The organism is Desulfosarcina alkanivorans (genome assembly GCF_009688945.1).
GTDB classification, from domain to species: Bacteria; Desulfobacterota; Desulfobacteria; order Desulfobacterales; family Desulfosarcinaceae; genus Desulfosarcina; species Desulfosarcina alkanivorans.
Genome location: NZ_AP021874.1, coordinates 4,898,326 through 4,919,810 on the forward strand (window position 1 = coordinate 4,898,326; position 21,485 = coordinate 4,919,810).

Consider the following 21,485-nt stretch of genomic DNA (forward strand, 5'->3'; position numbering starts at 1 on the left):
GATCCTTCGCCTGCTCCTTTTGATGCCCTCGTAAAAGGCTGCATTTCTCGGGATCCGAAATCCTTGATCCCGGCTATTTTTCGAGCCCGTCAATCTTTACCGAATCTTTATCCGATCTTTACCGAAGGTTCATCGCCAAGGGTTATCTTTCCTTCAGCGCCAACCGCATTGGACGCCTACCCAATGAACACCTGCGGCGGCGCGAGACTTTCAACCCTTGCTTTGGAAGGAGATCATCATGGAAAGAATTCTATTCAAGACACTGTTTGCAGTAATGGTCGGGACGGTCCTGACCATGGGGCAGGCCGTTGCGGCCGAGTTCAGCGTCACCGTGAAGAACCTGACCAACGGGATTTATTTCACCCCTTTGCTCATCACCGCCCACGACGGCGACAGGCGGCTTTTTGAAACCGGCGCGCCGGCATCGCCGGCCCTGGAAGCCATGGCCGAGGGGGGCGATATTTCCGGGTTGCTCAACATGGTGGGCGGCCCGGACCCGGACACGGTTGAAGATCCGGCGGGCGGGCTGCTGCCCCCCGGCGGCATCGTCAGCGACGTCTATTTCAACACCAACCGGACCCGCAACCGGTACCTGTCATTGACCGCCATGCTGCTGCCCACCAACGATGGCTTCGTGGGTCTCGATTCGCTGCCCATTCCCCGCATCCCGGGAACCTACCGCTACGACCTGTACGGCTACGATGCCGGCACCGAGGCCAACGACGAGCGGATCACCGAGATTCCAGGCGCCCCCGGCGGTCATGCCGGCACCGGCGGCAGCGGGGTCTCCGGACCCGATGACAATGCGACGGTACACATTCACCGGGGTGTCGTCGGCGATGCCGATCCTGAAGGCGGCATCAGCGACCTGGACAGCAGCATTCACCGCTGGCTGAATCCGGTTGCCGAAATAGTGATTGAGGTCCACCATCGACGACATGGCAGAGGCTACCCGTGGTAAGCTGACGGATGCATTGCCCGGGTCTGCTCCTGACAGCCATGATTCACTTACGGACCGTTGGGCCCAATATCACGCCTATCCAGAACATGGCGGCCGGATAGGCGTGCCGCTTTTCATCCACCACCGCTGCAACTTTCGCTGCGCCTACCGGATTGCCGCATGCTCCCGGCGGCGGGTCGCGGGGACGCGAAAATCCTCGATAAACTGATGGTGAACCAGCTGGGTGGACAGGATGCCCACCAGGGCCATATTCTCCCGCTCGCTGAGCAGTGATCCTCTCCCCTGGCTGCACTTGGCCACCAGTCGGGCCACCTTTTTCCCATCGAAGTACCCATAGCGCTTCAGCGTATCATCCGAGAGCATCTCGGAAACATAGTCCGGCTGCCCATCGCCGAAGAAGCACCGGCTGATGGGTGCCCGATAGGGCTGCTTGGCCCGGTCGATGAGCGGGTCCGGAATCAGGCCGCGGGCCGCTTTTTTAAGAATATATTTCTCGGTGAGCCCCCTCATCCGCAAACGGGAGGGGATTCTGGCAGCCGCTTCGAAGATGCGGTGGTCCAGAAAGGGGAACCGGCCTTCGATGGAATTGGCCATGGCCATGCGGTCCCCCTGGGAGGAGAGCAGGTAGTTGGACAAAAACAGGCGGCTTTCCGTATACTGGGCCCGGGTGAGCAGGTCCCAGCCCATAAATCCGTCGGGCAGGCTCTGGGCATACCTGTCGATGAAACCGGTCAGGCTGTCGGAACCGTTTCTCAGGTCGGCTGAAAAAAACCCCTTCAGCACATCGGTGTTGTGCCAGCGCAGCAGATGGGAATATGCCGGTGAATCCACATCGGTCAGGTTGCGTTTGAAAAAGGACTGCAGGAATGCGCCGGATTTGGCGTCCTTGAAAATATAGGGATAGAGGCGGGCCAGCAGGGCCGGCCGCATTTTAGAATCCGGGTGCCGCGCCCAGAATCGCCGGATTTTGGCTTCCTTGAAGATGTTATACCCCGCAAACACCTCATCGGCGCCTTCTCCGGTGAGCACGACTTTGAAGTCACTGTCGCGAACCAGTCGGGATAGCAGGAAGAGCGGCGAGGGTCCTGTCCTGAGCAGTGGGGTCTCGGCGTGCCAGACGACCCGGGGGAAAATCCGGCCGATATCCGCTTCGGCGCAGCGGACGGCGCGGTGCTCGGTGCCGAGTGAGTCCACGGCAATTTTCTGGAATGACGCCTCGTCGAAGCGCGGGTCCGTGAAGCCCACGGAAAAGGTATGCAGCCGGTTGTTGAAATGGCGTTTGACCACAGTGCTGGTGTAGGTGCTGTCGATCCCCCCGCTCAGATAGGCGCCGACCGGTACATCGGCACGAAGGCGGATGCGGGTGGCATCCAGCAGCAGCGCCCTGATCGTCTCCACCCAGTCCTCCTCGGTTTTGGATTCGTCCGTTTCGGCACCAAACGGCAGGACCCAGTAGGGCTGCAGGGTGAGGCCGTCCCGGTCGAAGCGGGCGAAGTGCCCCGGCGGCAGCTGATGGATGTCCGTGAATGGGGTCGCCCCCCCCATGGCGGTCCAGCAGGTAAAAATGTCCGACAGGGTCTGGGCGTCCAGGGCACGTGGGGCGTCCGGGTCGGCAAAGATGGCTTTGATTTCCGAGCTGAAGGTCAACCGCCGGTTTCCCCGGTGGTAGAACAGGGGACGGATGCCCACGCGGTCCCTGGCCAGCAGGAGGGATTGTTTCCGGCCGTCCCACAGGGCGAAGGCGAACTGGCCGTTCAGGCGGGCGAACATGTCGGTGCCGTGTTCCTCATACAGGTGGACCAGCACTTCCGTATCGGTCCGGGTATAGAACCGGTGGCCTTTTTCAACCAGGCCGCTTCTCAGTTCCGGGTAGTTGAAAATTTCACCGTTGAAGGTGATCCAGACCGTTTTGTCTTCGTTGTGTATGGGCTGATCGCCGCTGGCGGACAGATCGATGATGCTCAGGCGGGCATGGCCCAGCGTCACCGGCTGGCAATGGTAGATGCCCGATGCATCGGGCCCCCGGTGGGGCATCATGTCGAGCATCCGTCCCACCACAGGTGCCGCCGCTTCACGGTTGTTGAAATCAACAATGCCGGCAATACCGCACATAAATCCTCCATCCGTTGTGCATGGGAAGTCTCTTGACCGGTCAAAATAACAGAAGGGGCGCCATCATACAATAAAAACGGCAGCCCGCTGCTGGATCACGCAGGCTGCCGTTTCAGGAGGACCGATTATCGTCGGGAGGACGCGGTCACATCAGATGTCGTAGTACAGGTGAAACTCGTGCGGATGCGGACGCAGTTTCACGGGGTTGACTTCGTTTTCGGTCTTGTAGTCGATCCACATGTCGATGGCATCCTTGGTGAAGACATCGCCCTTGAGCAGGAAGTCATGGTCTTCGGCCAGGGCCGCCAGGGCTTCGTCCAGGGAGCCCGGTGCAGAGGGAATTTCGGCCAGTTCTTCCGCCGGGAGGTCATAGATGTTCTTGTCCAGGGGATCGCCCGGGTCGATTTTGTTCTGGATGCCGTCGAGAACCGCCATCATGATGGCGGAGAAGGCCAGGTAGCCGTTGCAGGACGGGTCGGGTGTCCTGAACTCGATGCGTTTGGCCTTGGGGGATGCCGAATACATGGGGATGCGGATGGCCGCGCTGCGGTTGCGGCTGGAGTAGGCCAGGTTGACCGGCGCCTCGAATCCCGGAACCAGACGTTTGTAGGAGTTGGTGGTGGGGTTGGTGAAGGCGCACAGGGCCTTGCAGTGCCTGAGGATGCCGCCCATGGCCCACAGGGCCTCCTGGGAGACGCCGGCGTACTTGTCGCCGGCAAACAGCGGTTTGCCTTCTTTCCAGATGCTCACGTGCGTATGCATGCCGGTGCCGTTGTCGCCATAGAGGGGCTTGGGCATGAAGGTGACGGTGTGGCCGGCGTTGTAGGCCACGTTCTTGAGCACATATTTAAACCACATGAGCTGGTCGGACATCTGCAGCAGGGGTTTGAAACGCATATCGATCTCGGCCTGGCCGGCGGTGGCCACTTCGTGGTGCTGGCACTCCACGTCGATGCCCAGGCTTTCGAGGACCAGCAGCATCTCGGAACGAAGATCCTGGAACTTGTCCGACGGGGGCACGGGGAAATAACCTTCCTTGTGACGCGGCTTGTACCCCAGGTTGGGTTCTTCGCAGCGACCGGTGTTCCAGGTCCCTTCCACGGAATCGATGGCGTAGAACGCGCCGTTTTTCTGGCTGTCGTAGCGAATGTCGTCAAAAATGAAAAATTCCGCCTCGGGGCCGATGAAGACGGTGTCGCCGATACCGGTGCTCTTCAGAAAGGCCTCGGCCTTTTTGGCGATGTTTCTCGGGTCGCGGCTGTAGGCTTCGCGGGTGATGGGATCGGCAATGTTGCCGATGAGCACCAGCGTGGGAACTTTGAAGAAAGGATCGATCTTGGCGGTGGCCGCATCGGGGATCACCAGCATGTCGCTGGCGTTGATCGGCTGCCAGCCGCGGATACTGGAACCGTCGAAACCGAAGCCGTCTTCAAAGCTGCCCTCGTCCAGTTCACCGATGGGCACACTGAAGTGCTGCCACATGCCGGGGAAATCCATGAAGCGAATGTCGACTACCTTAACGTCGTTTTCCTTTGCCATTGCCAATACTTTTTCGGGTGTCATAATTTCCTCCACAGTATAAGGTTTTTAGGTGTTTAGACCGAAGGCTGAAGAGTAATGCAGCTGTCGCTTTTCAAAATCGTTCTTTTCTCTTCTTCAGCCTAAACACCTTCAGTCTGTTAACCAGCTTTAAATTGCGTCCTTGCCCTTCTCGCCGGTGCGTACCCGGATGACTTCTTCGACGGAGAACACAAAAATTTTACCGTCGCCGATTTTGCCGGTGTTGGCCGCCTTCTGAATGGCCTCCACCACCAGATCGGCACGCTCCGAATCGACGATAATTTCGATTTTGACCTTGGGGATAAAATCGACCACATACTCGGCTCCCCGGTAGATCTCTTTGTGCCCCTTCTGGCGTCCGTAGCCCTTGACCTCGGAGATGGTCATCCCCTGGATGCCGATCTCGTTGAGGGCCTCTTTGACATCGTCCAGCTTGAAGGGTTTGACGATGGCCTCGATCTTCTTCATTTTATTCAACCTCCTGTGTTAAGTAGCCGAGAGAGCGATGGATGTCTCCCCGAATGGTAACATGCTTATGTGATCTCAAATCCGCGTTCACCGTGAAGGGTGTTGTCCAGGCCCTGGATCTCATCATCGCGTTCCACGCGCAGGCCGCCGGTCACAGCTTTGGTGATGTAGATCACAATCAGGGTCCCCACGGCGGTGAACGCGGCCGTGGCGACGATGGACACCACCTGGGTCCACAACTGGCCGGGGTTGCCGTAAAAAAGTCCGGCTTTCCCCTCGGTGATGGCGGGATTGGCGAAAAGGCCCGTGGCCAGGGCGCCCCAGATGCCGCACATGCCGTGCACACCGAATGCATCCAGTGAGTCGTCGTAGCCGATCTTGTGTTTGACGACGGCAACGAAAAAGTAACCCAACGAACCGGAAACCAAGCCGATAATCAACGAAGCAGGAAGGTTGACGAACCCGGCGGCCGGTGTGATGGCCACCAGTCCGGCCACCACGCCGGAAGCGATGCCCAGCACCGTGGGCTTGCCGGTGACGATCCACTCACAGAACATCCACACCAGGGCGGCCGTGGCGGCGGAGGTGTTGGTGACCAGAAAGGCCGATGCGGCCACCCCGTCGGCGGCCAGCTGACTGCCCGCGTTGAATCCGAACCAGCCGAACCACAACAGGGCCGCCCCCAGGGCCGTGAGGGTGATGCTGGAGGGGAACATGGCCTCCTTGCCGTAACCGACGCGTTTGCCCAGGACCAGAGAGAGCACCAGTCCCGCCACACCGGCGTTGATGTGGACCACATTGCCGCCTGCAAAGTCAAGGGCGCCCATTTCTCCCATCCAGCCGCCTCCCCACACCCAGTGGGCGATGGGGCAATAGATGAAGGTGACCCACAGGATGGTGAAGACGATCCACGAGGAAAATTTCATGCGGTCGACGATGGCGCCCAGCACCAGGGCCACGGTGATGCCGGCAAAGGTCATCTGGAAGAGGGCGAACACCAAGGTGGGAATGCTGCCGGACAGGCTGTTCACGCCGATGCCGGCCATGAAAAAATGGTCCAGACCGCCGATGATGCCGCCTTTGCTTGATCCGAAGGCCAGGGTGTAGCCCCACATCATCCAGATGACGCTCGCCAGGCAGTAGGAGACAAAGGTCATGGCCAGGGTGTTGAGCAGGTTCTTGTAGCGTGACATGCCGCCGTAAAACAGTGCAAGTCCGGCCGGGGTCATCATCATGACCAGGGCGGTGGCGACGATCATCCATGCCGTGTCGCCGGTATTCAGCCCATCTTCGGCCAAGGCCGGGGTGGTGATCAATCCGAGCAGCAATGTCAGCATAATTGATTTCAATCTCATGGTTGTGTCGTCCTTTTTTTTTACAGGAATGCCCGCCGGGCGCTTCCGTGGGTTCAACGCAGCGCAAAGGTTGCGGTCAGCCATGGATCGGATCTTCACCCGGGAGAATCTCCTGGATGGCTGCCTTGACGGCCGCGACCTGATAGGGTGCGTCCACCTTCTGGCCGTCAAAATCCCTTACGTAAAATACATCCACCACCTGGTCCACCTTGGTGGCAATTTTGGCGACCCAGATATCCAGGCCGCATTTGAAAAGCGCATCCGTCACCCGGAACAACAGTCCGGGATAGTCAAACGTCACCACTTCGACGATGGTAAAAAAGCTCGATGTTTCATTGTCCACCACGATCTCTGTGGGCCTTTCAGCCGTATAGGGCCGGATCGGCGCGGCGTCGTTTTCTTTGTGGATCATCTCTTTGGCGATATCCAGCCGGTCCGCCAGGGCATCCTCAAGGTTCCGGCGGGCCCGCTCCCAACGCTCCTCTTCGAAGATCGGATCCGGCGGCGGGGTGACTTCGAAAACGTCCAGGGCAATGTTGTTGCGCCAGGTAAAGACCTGTACATCGAGGATGTCGATGCTGTTGAGGGTGAACACGCCGGCAATCCTGGAAATCAGCCCGGGCCGGTCCCTGCCGCAGATGGTCACCGTGCGGGTGTCCGCACCCGGAGATTTTTCGATGTGCCACACGAATGGCCGTTCACCGAGGTCTGCGTAAAGATCGAGGTGCCTGGGAATGTTGGCCGCCGGCGTGTAGAGCATGTAGCGGGGCGACATGAATTTGAGCAGCATGTCCAGTTGGCCGGGCTCCATCTGCCCGGTCATGGCGGCGACCACGGCCTCCCGTTTCTGTTGCACGGTTCTCACGGCGCGGCCGGTGGCCAGTTCACCGTGTTCGAGAACGTTGAGCACCTTGAAAAACAGGTTGATGAGCAGTGAGCATGTCCAGTCGTTCCAGGCCTTGGGGCCGGTGGCCATGGAGTCGGCCACGGTAAGCAGGTAGAGCATTTTCAATAACTCCGCCTTCTTGATCGTCCGGGCCAGGGTGATCGCCGTTTCTTCATCGTTGATGTCCCGCCGGGTGGCCGTCTGGACCAGCAGCAGGTGATGTTCGACGAGGAAGGCGACGGTTTTGGCGTCAGCGGGGCTGGCGCCTTTCTCCAGGAGGATTCGTTCCGCAAGGATGGCGCCCCGTTCGGAGTGGCCGCTGGTGGGGTCTCCCTTGCCGATGTCGTGGAGCAGGGCCGCCCACAGCAGGACCTTCTTTCTTTTCAATTCCTTGTACAGGCGGTGGGCGAGGGGATCTTTTTCCTTGCCGGCATCGCTGTCGAAACCACGCAGAATTTTGATGGTGAAGAGCAAATGCCTGGCCACCGGGTAGAGATGATACTGGTCGAACTGGATCCGGTTCACGACCGATTTGAATTCGGGGATAAACCGGGCCAGAAAACCCGTGTAGAGCATCTGGTTGAAGACCTCGAATGTCCGCGGTGAACGGACCAGGATTCGCTCAAACAGCTGCACCACCATCGGATCGGGCCGGAATTCATCGTCCACCAGATGGACAAAATCCTGCACCAGGCGTTTGGCTTCGCTGTTGAGCGGAGCCCTTTGTGCGGCACTTTCCGCAAATATTTCCATCAGCAGGTGCGGATGGTTGAGGATTTTTTCCGGCGAGGTGAAATTGAGCATTCCCCGGTTGAACTTCAGCCCTTTGACCTGGGTGGTCTTGAGCCCTTTGTTCTTCCTTTTGAGCCGTTTTCTCTGCTCCATCTCGTACAGGAACATTTCATGCTGCTGCTTTACATACTCCATATGGCCGTGCAGCTGGCCCAGCAGGTGTTCCACGGGCAGGTGGCCGTTGACTGCCGGGATCCCCATGACGTCGGCCAGTTTGCGCTGCTGCTCCAGATGGATCTGGTCCCCTTTGCGATTCATCATCAGGTGAAACCGGTTTCTCACGTTCCAGATGAAGGACAGCGCCTCGGACAGGCGGGCGTAGTCATCATGGGAGAAATAGCCATAGTACTCCAGGTCCCGGCGTTGTTTGATGCCGGACTTGATCTTGGCGATCCACAGCATGGTGTGATAGTCCCGCAAACCGCCCTGCCCCTCCTTGAAGTTGGGTTCCAGCAGGTAGGAGGAGTCGCCGAAGCGCCGATGCCGTTCCCGGTTGGTTTCCACCAGCCAGGCGATGATCGCGTCGGGCTTGAGGTTGATGAACTTGGCACGGATCTGGTCCATCAACTTCATGAACAATGGCGACATGCCACAGATGAAACGGGCGTCCAGGATGGAGGTCAGCACCTCGAAATCCTGGCGGGCCATGGCGACGCATTCTTTGATGGACCGCGTGGCATGGCCCACATCCAGCCCCATGTCCCACAACGGGTAGACGATCTCGCGCACGAGGTCTTCGGCCACCCGGGGGACTTTTTTTTCGAACAGGAAAAGCAGGTCCACATCCGAGTATACGCACTGCTCCGCCCGCCCGTAGCCGCCCAGCGCCACCACCGCATAAGGGTTCTTGGCGATGTCCATTTTGGGGCCCACCACGCTTTTTTCGTAGCTTTGATGAAAATAATCGTCGATGAGCCGGGCGTTGTCATCGAGAAATCCGGGCGCCTTGCCCGCCAGGAGGTCCTCGATAAGCTGTGCCCGTCCCTTTTTCAGGGCCATGGAGGCATCGGCGTAAAGGTTGTGTGGGGCAGGGGCGGTCACATCGGTATCCTTTGGTTACTTGATGGCCATTAAGCAAAGCAACCCGTGTGCCATCTGGCAATTAATGTTAAATGCATCGTAAAAGCAATTTGTTATAAATTTTTAACTGTTTTTTTATTTTCTGTCAGGATTGCAAAAATGTAATTAAAAATTCCAAAAAATTACAAAAATGAAATTGTTGATTTGAAAACCGAAATGCTGCATGCCCGGCCGGTGAAAAATGAAAATGCACCCTGAAGCGGCAGGACCGGCCACTTCAGGGTGCATTTACAGGGAGGAACAGATGGCGCTGATGGGTTTTTAAATCCGGATGGTCAATCGTCAGCTACGATTGGGTTACCGGCTTGGCAGAGGGTGCATAACTGGTCAGGCCTGACGACGGTGTTCCTGAAATCGTGGAGATCCCGCCGTGGGTGGAGACGCCGAAGTCCGGATAGGCGATGCCGCCGTGCTCGGCATAGTCCAGTCCCTCCAGCTCCTCTTCCGGTGTCACCCGCAGGCCGATGGTCTTGTCGATGAGTTTGAACATCACGAATGCCATGGGGAATGTCCAGACGAAGCAGGCGGCGATGCCCAGCAACTGGACACCGATGATGCCGGCGGAGGTGCCGCCGATGTTGAAGATGCCGGCGGCCAGGGTGCCCCAGGCACCGCAGACACCATGTACGGAAACGGCACCGACCGGGTCGTCGATTTTGATCTTGTCAAAAAACATGACCGAGAAAACCACGATGATACCGGCAATGGCGCCAATAACGATGGAGCTGGTTGGCGACACATTGGCACAGCCCGCAGTGATGCCCACCAGGCCTGCCAGGGCGCCGTTGAGGCTCATGCCCACTTCAGGTTTGCCGAATTTCATCCAGGAGACGATCATGGCCAGACAGGCGCCCGCTGCGGCGGACAGGTTGGTGTTGACGAATATCATGGCAATGCTGGTATCCGCCGTGGTGGTGGAGCCGGGGTTGAACCCGAACCACCCCAGCCAGAGGATGAACACGCCGAGTGCCGCCAGGGGAATGTTGTGGCCCATGATGGGTTTGATCTTGCCGTCTTTGGTGTATTTGCCCAGACGGGGGCCAAGCACGATGGCGCCGGCCAGGGCTGCCCAGCCACCCACCGAATGGACCACGGTGGAGCCGGCAAAGTCGATGAATCCGAATCCTTCCAGCCAGCCGCTGCCGTTGAACAGGCTTCCCCAGGCCCAGGAGCCGAAAATCGGATAGATCAGGCCGGAAACAAAGATGCTGTAAACGATGTACCCGGTAAACTTGGTTCTTTCCGCCATGGCACCGGAAACGATGGTGGCGGCGGTGGCGGCGAAGACCACCTGGAACATCCAGAAGGCCAGCACCCAGGGGTCGCCGTCCGGGGCGAAGTCGCTGAGAAAAAAGCCTGTGGTGCCGAACCAGCCGGTGGCGGAGGCTCCGAACATGAGGCCAAAGCCGATGGCCCAGAAGGCAATGGATCCGATGGAAAAATCCATGAGATTTTTCATCATGATGTTGATGGCGTTTTTGGCCCGGGTAAAACCGGCCTCGACCATGGCAAAGCCGGCCTGCATGAAAAACACCAGGCAGGCCGCCACCAGCGTCCACAGGTAGTTGGCATGGGTCTGAACCAGGTCGATCGCTTCCTTATTGGTCAACACCGTGGGGTCGGGGTCGGACGCCATGGCAGCCGGAACACTCATCAGGGCAACGAGCATCAGCAGGATAAAGGCTTTCAATTTCATTTTTCTCTCCTTGTAAATATAAAATGGTGTAAATGATCACTGCTGGCGGTTTAAATGGCATCCTTGCCCGATTCGCCGGTACGGATGCGATACGCGCCTTCGATGGGCATCACGAAGATCTTGCCGTCCCCTACACTGCCGGTATTGGCGGTTTCGGTGATGGTGGACACCACCTTGTCGGCCATGTCGGAATCGACGATCAGGTCGATTTTGATCTTGGGGATGAAGTCGGTCTGGTATTCGGCGCCGCGATAGATCTCCTTGTGGCCTCGCTGGCGCCCGAACCCTTTGACTTCACTGATGGTCATGCCCGACACGCCGATGCGGTTCAGTGCGTCTTTGACATCGTCCAGTTTGAACGGCTTGATAATCGTTTCAATTTTTTTCATTGCTGACATCTCCTGGTAGCTAATAAGGTTGAGCGTCCCCGGGTATTGGCTGCTGTTCGAATGCTTGTTGAGCAACCCCTGTGCCATTTTATTCTAAAAACTGTATAACCATTTGTATTTATATGAATAAAAAATTTTTACCAACAAAAGGGTTCTTTCATTATGTTTCATTTATGTAAGATTAAAATTTATAATAATACAAAATAAGCATAAATAAGCATAAAAAATACAAAAATGTAATCAAAGGGGGGGTGCGTCATCTTGGCGGATCTGGCAAGAGGTTTCGCCTGTCGGATGACCAGGGCTTGATCAGCCTGCCCCGCTGTTTCCGGTTTCACAAAACCCATCGGATTTATACTTGATTCGGACGGGGCTGGGGGATTTGCGGATGAAGGGGCGAGATCCGCCGGCGCCGGGCCGGGACGTCACGGGGGCTGCAGCGGGGATCCATGCTTTTTACTGTTGCTTACAAAAATGTATGCTTTGACCCACCCCCTGCTTCACGGGGTGGGGCCACCCCCAGGGGGATCGGGCGCCGTCTTCCGACATCGAAATTATCGCTTGAATTTTATACAGGATTTCCATAAGTTACTCTTTCACTGACTGTCAGCCTGCAGCGCGCCGGTGTCTGGTGCGCGAAAACCCACCGCCGGAATTAAGCATAGGAGGCAAAACAGATGACCGTTGCACGCAAGATCAACGACATCATGGCCAAATCCTCGTGGATTCGAAAAATGTTTGAAGAGGGGGCCAGGCTCAAGGCCGCCCATGGGGCCGACAAGGTCTTCGATTTCAGCCTGGGCAACCCCAACCTGCCGCCGCCGGAAAAATTCAACGAGATCCTCCGGGACACGGTGGACTCGTGCGGGCTCGGTGATCACTGCTACATGCCCCAGGCCGGCTACCCCCAGGTGTGTGTGTCCATTGCCGACTACCTCACGGAAGAGCAGGGCGTTGCCATTTCCTGCGATGAAATCATCATGACCTGCGGGGCCGCCGGCGCCCTCAATGTGATCTTCAAGGCCCTGCTGGATCCGGGTGACGAGGTGCTGACGCCCACGCCCTGCTTTGTGGAGTACCGGTTTTATGCGGACAACCATGGCGGGGTTCTCAACATGGTGGGGACCCGGCCGGACTTCACCCTCGATCTCGATGCGCTGGGCGACGCCATCAGCGAGAAAACCAAAGTGGTGCTGATCAATTCTCCCAACAACCCCACCGGCCAGATATACAGCCGGGAAAGCCTGGATGAACTGGGGCGGCTGCTGACCCAAAAAAGCCGTGACTACGGCCATATCATTTACCTGGTTTCCGACGAACCCTACCGCAAAATCGTGTTTGACGGCGCCCAGGTGCCGTCTATTTTCCAGAGCTACCCGGAAAGCATCATCGCCACCTCCTACTCCAAGGATATTTCCATTCCCGGCGAACGCATCGGTTTTGCCGCGGTGAACCCCGCCGCCGCCCATAAGCCGGAGTTGATGGCCGGCATGGCCCTGACCAACCGGATTCTGGGGTTTGTCAATGCGCCCGCGCTGATGCAGCGGGTGGTCGCCTGCATGCAGGGAATGAGCGTGGATATCGGTGAGTACAAACGCAAAAGAGACCTGTTGTGTGACGGGCTGGCCGATGCCGGATACGAATTCACCACCCCGCCCGGAGCGTTCTACCTGTTTCCGCGCACGCCGATTGCCGATGACGTGGCTTTTGTCAAGGCGTTGCAGGAGGAATTGATCCTGGTGGTGCCGGGCAGCGGTTTTGCCGGCCCGGGGCATTTCCGGATCGCCTTTTGTGTCGACGACCGGACCATTGTCGATGCGTTGCCGGGGTTTAAGAGAGTCATGCAAAAATACAAATAGACATCCAGAAACGGCATTTTGCGGCCCAGACCGGCGTTCTCACATTTTTGCAATCCTCAACGTAGCGCAGCTACGCCTGCGGCTGCAAAAACGCTGCGGCCTTGGCCTGAACCACAAGCTACCATTTCTGGACGGAAACTAAGATTTTACTTTTGGATTTCGAATGCGGAACATTAAACAGTGGGAGCGACTTACAGCAGCAATATAAGATCGTCCAAAGCACATTCATCACAGCTGGAATTCGTTCCTCTGTGAATTTTGAATGTTGAGGGAAAAGCAAAGGGCATTTTTAGGTTTTCATTAAACCTTTATTCAATAGGAGGCGTGATTCATGAAAATTTTGAAGATCGATCATCTGGGCATCGCCGTGAACAGCATCGACGCCGGCAAGGATTTCTGGTCCGGCGTGCTGGGGCTGGATTTCGAAGGTGCGGAAACCGTTGCCGAGCAAAAGGTCACCACGGCTTTTTTCCCGGTGGGTGAAAGTGAAGTCGAACTGCTGGAATCCACCGCACCGGACGGACCGGTGGCCAAGTATATCGAAAAGCGGGGCCAGGGTATCCAGCATGTCGCCTTTCGGGTCGAAAATATCGATGAGGCCCTGGCCGAACTGAAAGAAAAGGGCGTCAAGCTTATTGACCAGCAGCCCAGAATCGGTGCCGGCGGCGCCAAAATCGCTTTTTTGCATCCCAAGGCCACCAATGGTGTCTTGGTGGAATTATGCCAGCGGGATTGATATCGGCGCGTTAATTTCCAGTGGTGCCTGCGGCACCCCATCATCCATGGAAGAGCCATGGGCAAGGGGTGCCGTTTGGTTTTAAACGCCTCCCTGTTGCCTGCTTGCCCGCCAATTTATTGGTTTGTACACAGCCCCTCCGTTTCGGCATTTATCTTGCTTAAGTTTTTTCGTTGATTGACTGCAGGCGGCGGTCATACCATTATTATCAGACCACCTCTCAAGCCCGAAACGCTTGCCCACGACTCTTCAAGGAGGACCTTCATGGAAAAGAAAAAGAACCCATCCGTTTCGTCTCACCCCATGCTCTCTTCCCTGACTCCCGACCGCGCCAAAAAAGGAAAGGTCGTGTCCGCCGAAGAGGCGGTCCGTATCATCCGGGACGGTGATACCGTTGCCACCGGCGGCTTTGTCGGCATCGGATTTCCCGAACAGATTGCCATGGCTCTGGAATCCTATTTCCTGGCGCACCATTGCCCCCGTGACCTGACGCTGGTCTATGCCGCCGGCCAGGGCGACGGAAAGGAACGGGGATTGAACCATCTGGGCCACCAGGGGCTGGTCAAGCGGGTGGTCGGCGGCCACTGGGGGCTGGTCCCCGCACTCCAGCGCCTGGCCCTGGAGGATAAAATCGAAGCATACAACCTGCCCCAGGGGGTCATTTCGCACATGTACCGGGATATCGCCGCCCACAAACCGCGCACCATCACCACGGTCGGTATCGGCACCTTTGTGGACCCCCTCAACGGCGGCGGCAAGATCAACACCCTGACCACCGAGGACCTGGTCGAGCGGATACAGTTCGATGGCAACGACTATCTGGCCTACAAGACATTTCCGATCAACGTGGCTATCCTGCGGGGCACCACCGCCGACACCGACGGCAATATTTCCATGGAGAAAGAGGCCCTGACCCTCGAAGCCCTGGCTATCGCCACGGCGGCCAGAAACTCCGGCGGATTCGTCATCGTACAGGTGGAACGTGTCGCCGAACGCGGCAGCCTGAACGCCAGACAGGTTAAGATTCCCGGGATCATGGTGGACTGCGTGGTGGTTTCGGAACCGGAGAACCACTGGCAGACCTTCGGCACCCGTTATGACCCCTCTTTCAGCAGTGAAGTCAAGGTGCCCGTTCAGTCCCTGCCACCCATGGAAATGGGCGCTCGCAAGATTATCGCCCGGCGGGCGGCCTTCGAACTGATCCCCAACAGCGTGGTCAACCTGGGAATCGGCATGCCCGAAGGCGTTTCCAATGTGGCCAACGAGGAAAAGATCATCGAGTACCTGACCCTGACGGCGGAACCGGGGGTCATCGGCGGACTGCCGGCGGGCGGCCTCAATTTCGGCGCCGCCGTCAATACCGAGGCCCTTATCGATCAGCCGTCCCAGTTCGATTTTTATGACGGCGGCGGCCTGGACCTGGCCTTCCTCGGTCTGGCCCAGGCGGACCGGGCCGGCAATCTCAACGTCAGCAAGTTCGGTCCCAAGCTGGCCGGTGCGGGCGGCTTCATCAATATCAGCCAGAACGCCAAGAGCGTGGTTTTCGTGGGCACCTTTACCGCGGGCGGGCTTGCCATTTCCGTCCGCGAGGGCAAGCTTTCCATCGACCGGGAAGGCAAGCTGAAAAAGTTCCTCAAGCAGGTGGAGCACGTCACGTTTTCCGGCGCCTATGCCGTCTCCAGGGAACAGCCGGTGCGGTACATTACCGAGCGATGCGTTTTTGCGCTCACCCCGGACGGCATGGAACTGGTCGAGGTCGCACCGGGAATAGACATTGAACGGGACATCCTGGCGCAGATGGATTTCAAGCCGGTCATCAAGGGGGAACCCTCATCCATGGACCGACGCATTTTCAGTCCCGGGATTATGGGGCTCAAGGAGGACCTGTTCGCCGTTTCGCTGGAAAAGCGCCTGGTTTACGACCCGCGGGAAAACCTGTTTTTCGTCAACTTCGAAGCCTACGCGATTCGCACCCCCGAGGATGTGGATGCGGTGAGGGCCGCCGTTGCCGGCGTTCTGGACCCTGTGGGCCATCGGGTCTATGCGGTTGTCAATTATGACAATTTCAGTATCCTGCCGGAATTGGTGGGGCCCTACACCGATATGGTCGAAGGGTTGGTGAGGCGCTATTACACCGGTGTCACCCGCTATACCACCAGCACCTTTCTGCGGATGAAAATCGGTGAGGCGCTGAAAGAGCGCAAGATGGCGCCCCACATCTATGAAAGCCGGGAGGAGGCGGAGCTGGCCCTCAGGGGAGGGGGCGGCGCCTCCGAGACATGATTCGGTTTATGTATCCGTTTTGATACATTCATCGCCTGCTGCCGAGGGCGATCGCGTGCTTTTTCATTTTTTTGTACAGCAGGGTCCGGTGGATGCCCAGCAGCGATGCGGCCCGCGCCTTGTTGTTGCCGGTCTTCTCCAGCGCGGCGACAATGGCCCTTTTTTCCGCATTGGCCTGGACTTCGCGAATGGGCGCCACGGCAACGGCATCCGGCGGGGCCTTTTCCCGCTGAAGGGCAGAGGGCAGGTCGGTCAGTTCGATCACATCCCCGCTCATGGTGGACAGGGCCCGCTCCAGTACATTGGACAATTCGCGGACGTTGCCCTGCCATGAATGGGCCAGCAGGGCATGGATCGCCTCCGGGCAGAGTCGGATTTCGCCGGCATCCGATGTCTGGGAGGACTGCCTGAGCAGATGCCGGGCAATGGGGATGATGTCTTCGGTGCGCGCCTTCAGCGGCGGAATGGTCAATGAAATGACATTGAGCCGGTAGAAGAGATCCTTGCGGAAACGTCCCTTGTCGATCAGCCGTTCCAGGTTCTGGTTCGTGGCCGCAATCAGCCTGAAATCGGATTCGATGACCGTGTTCCCGCCGACCCGCTCAAAAACCTTTTCTTCCAGAACCCGCAATAGTTTGGGCTGCATCGCAAGGGGAAGATCGCCGATCTCGTCCAGGAAGATGGTCCCTTGATGGGCCAGTTCGAATTTGCCCGGCTTGCCGGCCGACCGGGCGCCGGTGAATGCGCCCCGGTCATAGCCGAAAAGCTCTGACTCCAGCAGGTCCTTGGGGATGGCCGCGCAGTTGATCTGGACAAAGGGATGCATGCCCCTTGAACTGGCATGGTGAATGCTCTGGGCAAACAGTTCCTTGCCCGTCCCGCTTTCACCGGCGATCAGCACCGGATAGGTATTGGTGGCCGCCACCAGGGCCTCCTGCTTCAGGTCGGCGATGGCCCGGCTGTTGCCGATGATGCTTTCCAGTGTGTATCGGGTGGAACGCAGGGTCATCAATTCCTTCTTGTACTGTTTGACCTGGGATTCGAGATGGCGCAGTTTCTTGGCCAGTTTGACCACTTCCCCCACATCCTGAAACATGACCAGTCCGAAGACGGCGATGACCTTTCCCGACTTTTTCAGGGGAATGCGGTGCACGAGAATGTTCTGGCCCCGGATGGTCTGGGTCTGGTTGATTTCGGGTTTGCCTGTCCGGGCGACAATGTGCATCCGGGTGTTTTCCACCACGTCGGTGCAGTGTTTTCCGATGCTGCGGCCTGGATCGATGCCCAAAAACTGGGCATAGGGCCTGTTCAGGTGGGTGACGATGCCGTTGGCATCGGTCACCATGGCCCCGTTGTACAGGTTGTCGAAAATCAGGTGAAACAGTTCCAGCTGGCTGTTGATGGTCGTGGTACCGGAATGGTTGGCCATATCGTGATCGCTCATCCTTCGGCTGCGGGCCTTTCATCGGGACAACCGCGAGGCGCGCCCTGCAGTATGTATCAAAAATGGATCATGTATATATTTTGATACAACATGACCGGCGTTGCGTCCACCCCTAAAATGATCCCGCCACCCTTGAAACGCAATTAATCGATCGATAACAGCTACATAGATAGAAACGCGTCCAGGTTCTTGAATTGGTCCTGTAATTGCACCACGCAGGCCCATGGGCTCAGGTTCCAATGGTACCGCCATTTGAGCGCTACGCCCTCGAGGTGGGGCTTTTACCTCCCCGTCTCCGGTCGGCACCCGCTTTCTTTCCGTTGATATCGAAGAAGCCGATAAATTTGCGCCGCATGGCTGATGCGATGGGCTTGTCGTCTTTGAACCGGTATTCCGGACCATGGATCCGTTGCGGCGCCATCGGCAGGCCGCACGCTCAGGGGGTCGCGACGGATAGGGCGCCTGTTTTAAATGAATATCCTTCATCATCTGTACGAAAAATTTATTATTGACATGATCCGTCAGCTATAATATTCAAACCTATTATTGGTATGACCATTAACTCATTAAACATAAGACCATTTTAGCCAATCTACCAGATCGCTATGAAGGGGGGTGAGAGACTAATCTGTCGACAGGTTGTCGATGCACACAATCAAGCCGAGATGTTTTCAATCCATATTGACCTATCAGGGAGGAACCGTCATGAAAAAAGCGTTAACCACTATTTTTTGCATCGTCCTGGCCCTCTGTTTCCTGACCAGCGCATCCTATGCCAAACGTGAAAAATTCGGCAGCGATCCACGCCACGACGTTGCCAAACGGGTCAAATTCAAAACCAGTGACGAAAAAATACGCTGGAAGATGGTCATGCCCTGGAGCAAGGGCCTTCTGTTTTACGACATTGCCGTGCATTTTGCCGACAGCGTACGTCTGGCTTCCGCCGGCCGGCTGGACATCAAACCGTTCTCTGCAGGCGAACTGGTCCCCGCCATGCAGAGCTTTGACGCCGTCAGCAAGGGTTCCGCCGATGTCGGCCATGACTGGCCCGGCTACTGGAAAGGCAAAAACGAAGCCTTTGTGGCCTTTGCCTCCGTGCCCTTCGGGCTGGATGCCGAGGGTTACAACATCTGGCTGTACGAAAAAGGCGGTCTCGAACTGATGCAGGAAATCTACGGCCAGTTCAATCTTTTTGCCCTGCCCGGCGGCCAGTGCGGCCAGGAGATGGGCCTTTCCTCCAACAAACGCGCCACTAAGATGGAAGATTTCAAGGGGATGCGCGTACGGACACCCGGCTGGTATATGGACATCCTCAACAACCTGGGCGCCTCGGTCAGCCCGCTGCCCGGCGGCGAGGTATACCTGGCCCTGGAGCGCGGCGTCATCGATGCCGCCGAGTTCTCCTCCCCCGCCATCAACTACCCCATGGGATTCGACGAAATCACCAAATACGCCATTCAGCCCGGCGTGCACCAGCCCGGCATCCAGTGCGCCCTGTTTTTCAACAAGGACTCCTACAACAAGCTTCCTGAAGACCTGAAGTGGATCGTGGATATCTGCGCCAAGGAGACCCAGCTGTGGAGTTACAACTGGATCAACGGCCTCAATGCCGAAGCCATCCGCCGATTCAAGGAAAAGATCGAATTCGTCCAGATGGACAAGGAAACCCTCATCGAATTCCGCAAGACCACCAAAAAATACCTGGACGAAGTCAAGGCCAAGTACCCGGATGTCAAAAAGGTGCTGGACAGCCAGGAAAAGTTTATCGCGGATTTTTCCGACTGGCGTGAAGTTCGTTCCGGAGCGACGCCGTGGCCCTACGAAACATACGTCGGTGGTCGTATTACGGAATAGCGACCCATTCGCGTTTAATTCATTGAACCCAACGGTTGGGGGCCTGCATTCGGTTCTTGCAGGCCTTCAACCCATCTACGGATCCGGTGCCGTTTGAAAGGAAAGCAGGCATGCTGGAAAAACTATCCAAGGCAATCGACACGTTTAACATCAAGCAGGGCGAGTTCAGTTCGCTGCTGGCGCTGCCCCTGCTGGTGGTGGTGGTCTACGAGGTGATCATGCGCTACGCCTTCAACGCCCCCACCACCTGGGGGTTTGAAGCCACGACGTTTATTTACGGCGTGCACTACATGCTGGGGCTGGCCTACTGTGACGTTTACAGCGGGCACGTGCGGGTGGACATCTTCACCTCACGGATGCCGCTTAAACCCCAGGGTGCCATCGGCGTAATGACCAATCTGGTGTTCTTCATGCCGGTGATGGTCCTGATGACCATCGCATCGTGGAAATACGCCCTGACATCCATCGCCGGACGGGAACTCAACCCGACCAGCTGGGCGCCGCCGATTTATCCCATCAAGACCCTGATGGCCATCTCCTTTTCATTTCTGCTGATTCAGGGATTCTCCAATCTGATCCATAATATCCGGGTGCTGCAAGGCAAAGCAGAAGGGGTGAGGTAACCAATCATGAGTGTAGAATTTTTAACTGTTGCGATGTTCGTGTCACTGATTGCAGCCATTATTTTCGGTCATCCGCTGGCCTACACCCTGGCGGCCGTGGCGACCCTGTTCGGGCTCCTCGACAACGGGTTCAATGTCTCTGCCCTGTTTGACATGTTTGCCAACAACGCCTGGGGCGTCATGGAAAACTATGTGCTGGTGGCAATCCCGTTGTTTATCCTCATGGCCCAGCTGCTGGACCGCTCCAAGGTCAGCGACAAGCTTTTCGAAGCGCTGTACGTGGTGCTGGGCAGCATCAAGGGCGGCCTGGGGCTGGCGGTTGTCGTCGTCTGTACCGTATTTGCCGCCACGACCGGCATCATCGGGGCGTCCGTGGTTGCCATGGGCCTGCTGGCCACCCCGGCCCTGCTGAGAAAGAACTATCAGAAAGAGATGACCAGCGGCATCATCTGTGCCGCCGGCACCCTGGGCATATTGATTCCGCCTTCCATCATGATGGTGGTGTACGGCGGCCTGACCGGCCTGAAAGAGACCACCGTCGGCAACCTGTTTGCCGGGGCCATTTTTCCCGGCATGCTGCTGGCGGGTCTTTATTTTGCCTACATTTTCATACGCTGCAACATCAACCCGGAACTGGGGCCTCCGATTTCCAAAGAAGAGGCCGGCAGTTACACCGCCGCCCAGAAGTGGGGCATGACCCTGAAATCGCTGGTGCCTCCGCTGGCACTGATCCTTGCCGTGATGGGAACCATTCTGGGGGGCGTGGCGACGCCCACCGAGGCGGCCGGTATGGGTGCCAGTGGTTCGCTGATACTGGCATTGGCCAACCGCAAACTCACCTGGCCGGTATTCAGGGACAGTTGTTTCGCCACCCTGAAAACCACGTCCATGGTGATGATGCTCTTCATCGGCGGCAAATTTTTCAGTTCGGTCTTTTTGAGCATGGGCGGTGGCGACGTGGTCGCCGACGTACTCATCGGCTCGGGCATGAATCGCTGGCTGGTGCTCCTGATCATGATGGGCATCGTTTTCCTGATGGGCATGTTCATCGACTGGGCCGCCATTTTGCTGGTCACCGTCCCCATTTTCATGCCGATTGCCATGGAACTTGATTTCAATCCGCTGTGGTTTTCGATCCTCATGTGCGTGAACCTGCAAACCTCGTTCCTGACGCCGCCCTTTGGCTATGCCCTGTTCTACTTCAAGGGGGTGGCACCGCCGGAATACACCATGATGCACATCTACCGCGGTATCATGCCTTTTGTTCTGCTGCAGCTGGTGGGACTGGCGATCCTGGTGCTGTTTCCGGGTCTGATCACCTGGCTTCCGGCCCTGTTTTTCGGCAACTGATGCTCCTCGCAGGGGATGTCAACCTCCGAAGGTGAAA

Annotated in this window: 15 protein-coding genes; 7 read left to right on the top strand and 8 right to left on the bottom strand. The window is 57.4% G+C overall.

All coding sequences use genetic code 11. From position 1 onward, the window contains the following. Window positions 1–238 precede the first annotated feature (238 nt). Window positions 239–961: a spondin domain-containing protein gene (locus DSCA_RS21525; protein ID WP_174783996.1), complete on the top strand. Its 723-nt coding sequence runs from the start codon at window positions 239–241 to the stop codon at window positions 959–961. A gap of 144 nt (window positions 962–1,105) precedes the next feature. Here DSCA_RS21525 and asnB read toward each other — a convergent pair whose 3' ends face one another. From asnB to DSCA_RS21560, 7 genes are all read right to left on the bottom strand, one after another. Beyond that, window positions 1,106–3,073, bottom strand: coding sequence for an asparagine synthase (glutamine-hydrolyzing) (asnB, locus tag DSCA_RS21530; RefSeq protein ID WP_155318397.1), 1,968 nt, complete (start codon window positions 3,071–3,073; stop codon window positions 1,106–1,108). Window positions 3,074–3,223: 150 nt separating this feature from the next. After that, entirely contained in the window at window positions 3,224–4,636 is a 1,413-nt protein-coding gene (glnA, locus tag DSCA_RS21535) for a type I glutamate--ammonia ligase (RefSeq protein ID WP_155318398.1), read from the bottom strand. 126 nt (window positions 4,637–4,762) lie between these two features. Next, a complete protein-coding gene (locus tag DSCA_RS21540; RefSeq protein ID WP_155318399.1) occupies window positions 4,763–5,101 on the bottom strand; it encodes a P-II family nitrogen regulator in 339 nt (112 codons plus the stop codon). Window positions 5,102–5,166: 65 nt separating this feature from the next. Next, complete coding sequence (locus DSCA_RS21545) at window positions 5,167–6,456, bottom strand: ammonium transporter (protein WP_155318400.1); 1,290 nt, start codon at window positions 6,454–6,456, stop codon at window positions 5,167–5,169. A gap of 76 nt (window positions 6,457–6,532) precedes the next feature. After that, window positions 6,533–9,175 (bottom strand): [protein-PII] uridylyltransferase, encoded by a 2,643-nt coding sequence (glnD, locus tag DSCA_RS21550; RefSeq protein WP_155318401.1) that lies wholly within the window; start codon window positions 9,173–9,175, stop codon window positions 6,533–6,535. A 325-nt stretch (window positions 9,176–9,500) separates the two neighbouring features. After that, a complete protein-coding gene (locus DSCA_RS21555) occupies window positions 9,501–10,910 on the bottom strand; it encodes an ammonium transporter (RefSeq protein WP_155318402.1) in 1,410 nt (469 codons plus the stop codon). A gap of 50 nt (window positions 10,911–10,960) precedes the next feature. Further along, entirely contained in the window at window positions 10,961–11,299 is a 339-nt protein-coding gene (locus tag DSCA_RS21560; protein WP_155318403.1) for a P-II family nitrogen regulator, read from the bottom strand. 677 nt (window positions 11,300–11,976) lie between these two features. Between DSCA_RS21560 and DSCA_RS21565 the strand changes: the two genes are divergently transcribed. From DSCA_RS21565 to DSCA_RS21575, 3 genes are all read left to right on the top strand, one after another. Beyond that, a complete protein-coding gene (locus DSCA_RS21565) occupies window positions 11,977–13,158 on the top strand; it encodes a pyridoxal phosphate-dependent aminotransferase (protein ID WP_155318404.1) in 1,182 nt (393 codons plus the stop codon). Between the two features lie 331 nt (window positions 13,159–13,489). After that, entirely contained in the window at window positions 13,490–13,894 is a 405-nt protein-coding gene (gene mce, locus DSCA_RS21570; RefSeq protein ID WP_155318405.1) for a methylmalonyl-CoA epimerase, read from the top strand. A 264-nt stretch (window positions 13,895–14,158) separates the two neighbouring features. Further along, window positions 14,159–16,177, top strand: a complete 2,019-nt coding sequence (locus DSCA_RS21575; RefSeq protein WP_231716237.1) for an acyl CoA:acetate/3-ketoacid CoA transferase — start codon at window positions 14,159–14,161, stop codon at window positions 16,175–16,177. A gap of 28 nt (window positions 16,178–16,205) precedes the next feature. On the opposite strand, the gene DSCA_RS21580 is transcribed toward DSCA_RS21575, so the two are convergent. Continuing rightward, window positions 16,206–17,621 (bottom strand): sigma-54 interaction domain-containing protein, encoded by a 1,416-nt coding sequence (locus DSCA_RS21580; RefSeq protein ID WP_231716238.1) that lies wholly within the window; start codon window positions 17,619–17,621, stop codon window positions 16,206–16,208. Between the two features lie 705 nt (window positions 17,622–18,326). Between DSCA_RS21580 and DSCA_RS21585 the strand changes: the two genes are divergently transcribed. The 3 genes from DSCA_RS21585 (at window position 18,327) to DSCA_RS21595 (ending at window position 21,448) form a co-directional block, all read left to right on the top strand. Next, window positions 18,327–19,475 carry a TRAP transporter substrate-binding protein gene (locus tag DSCA_RS21585; protein WP_155318406.1) on the top strand — a complete coding sequence of 383 codons (1,149 nt, stop codon included), beginning with the start codon at window positions 18,327–18,329 and terminating at the stop codon, window positions 19,473–19,475. 110 nt (window positions 19,476–19,585) lie between these two features. Then, window positions 19,586–20,098, top strand: coding sequence for a TRAP transporter small permease subunit (locus tag DSCA_RS21590; RefSeq protein WP_155318407.1), 513 nt, complete (start codon window positions 19,586–19,588; stop codon window positions 20,096–20,098). A gap of 6 nt (window positions 20,099–20,104) precedes the next feature. Then, complete coding sequence (locus tag DSCA_RS21595) at window positions 20,105–21,448, top strand: TRAP transporter large permease (protein ID WP_155318408.1); 1,344 nt, start codon at window positions 20,105–20,107, stop codon at window positions 21,446–21,448. The last annotated feature ends 37 nt before the right edge of the window (window positions 21,449–21,485 follow it).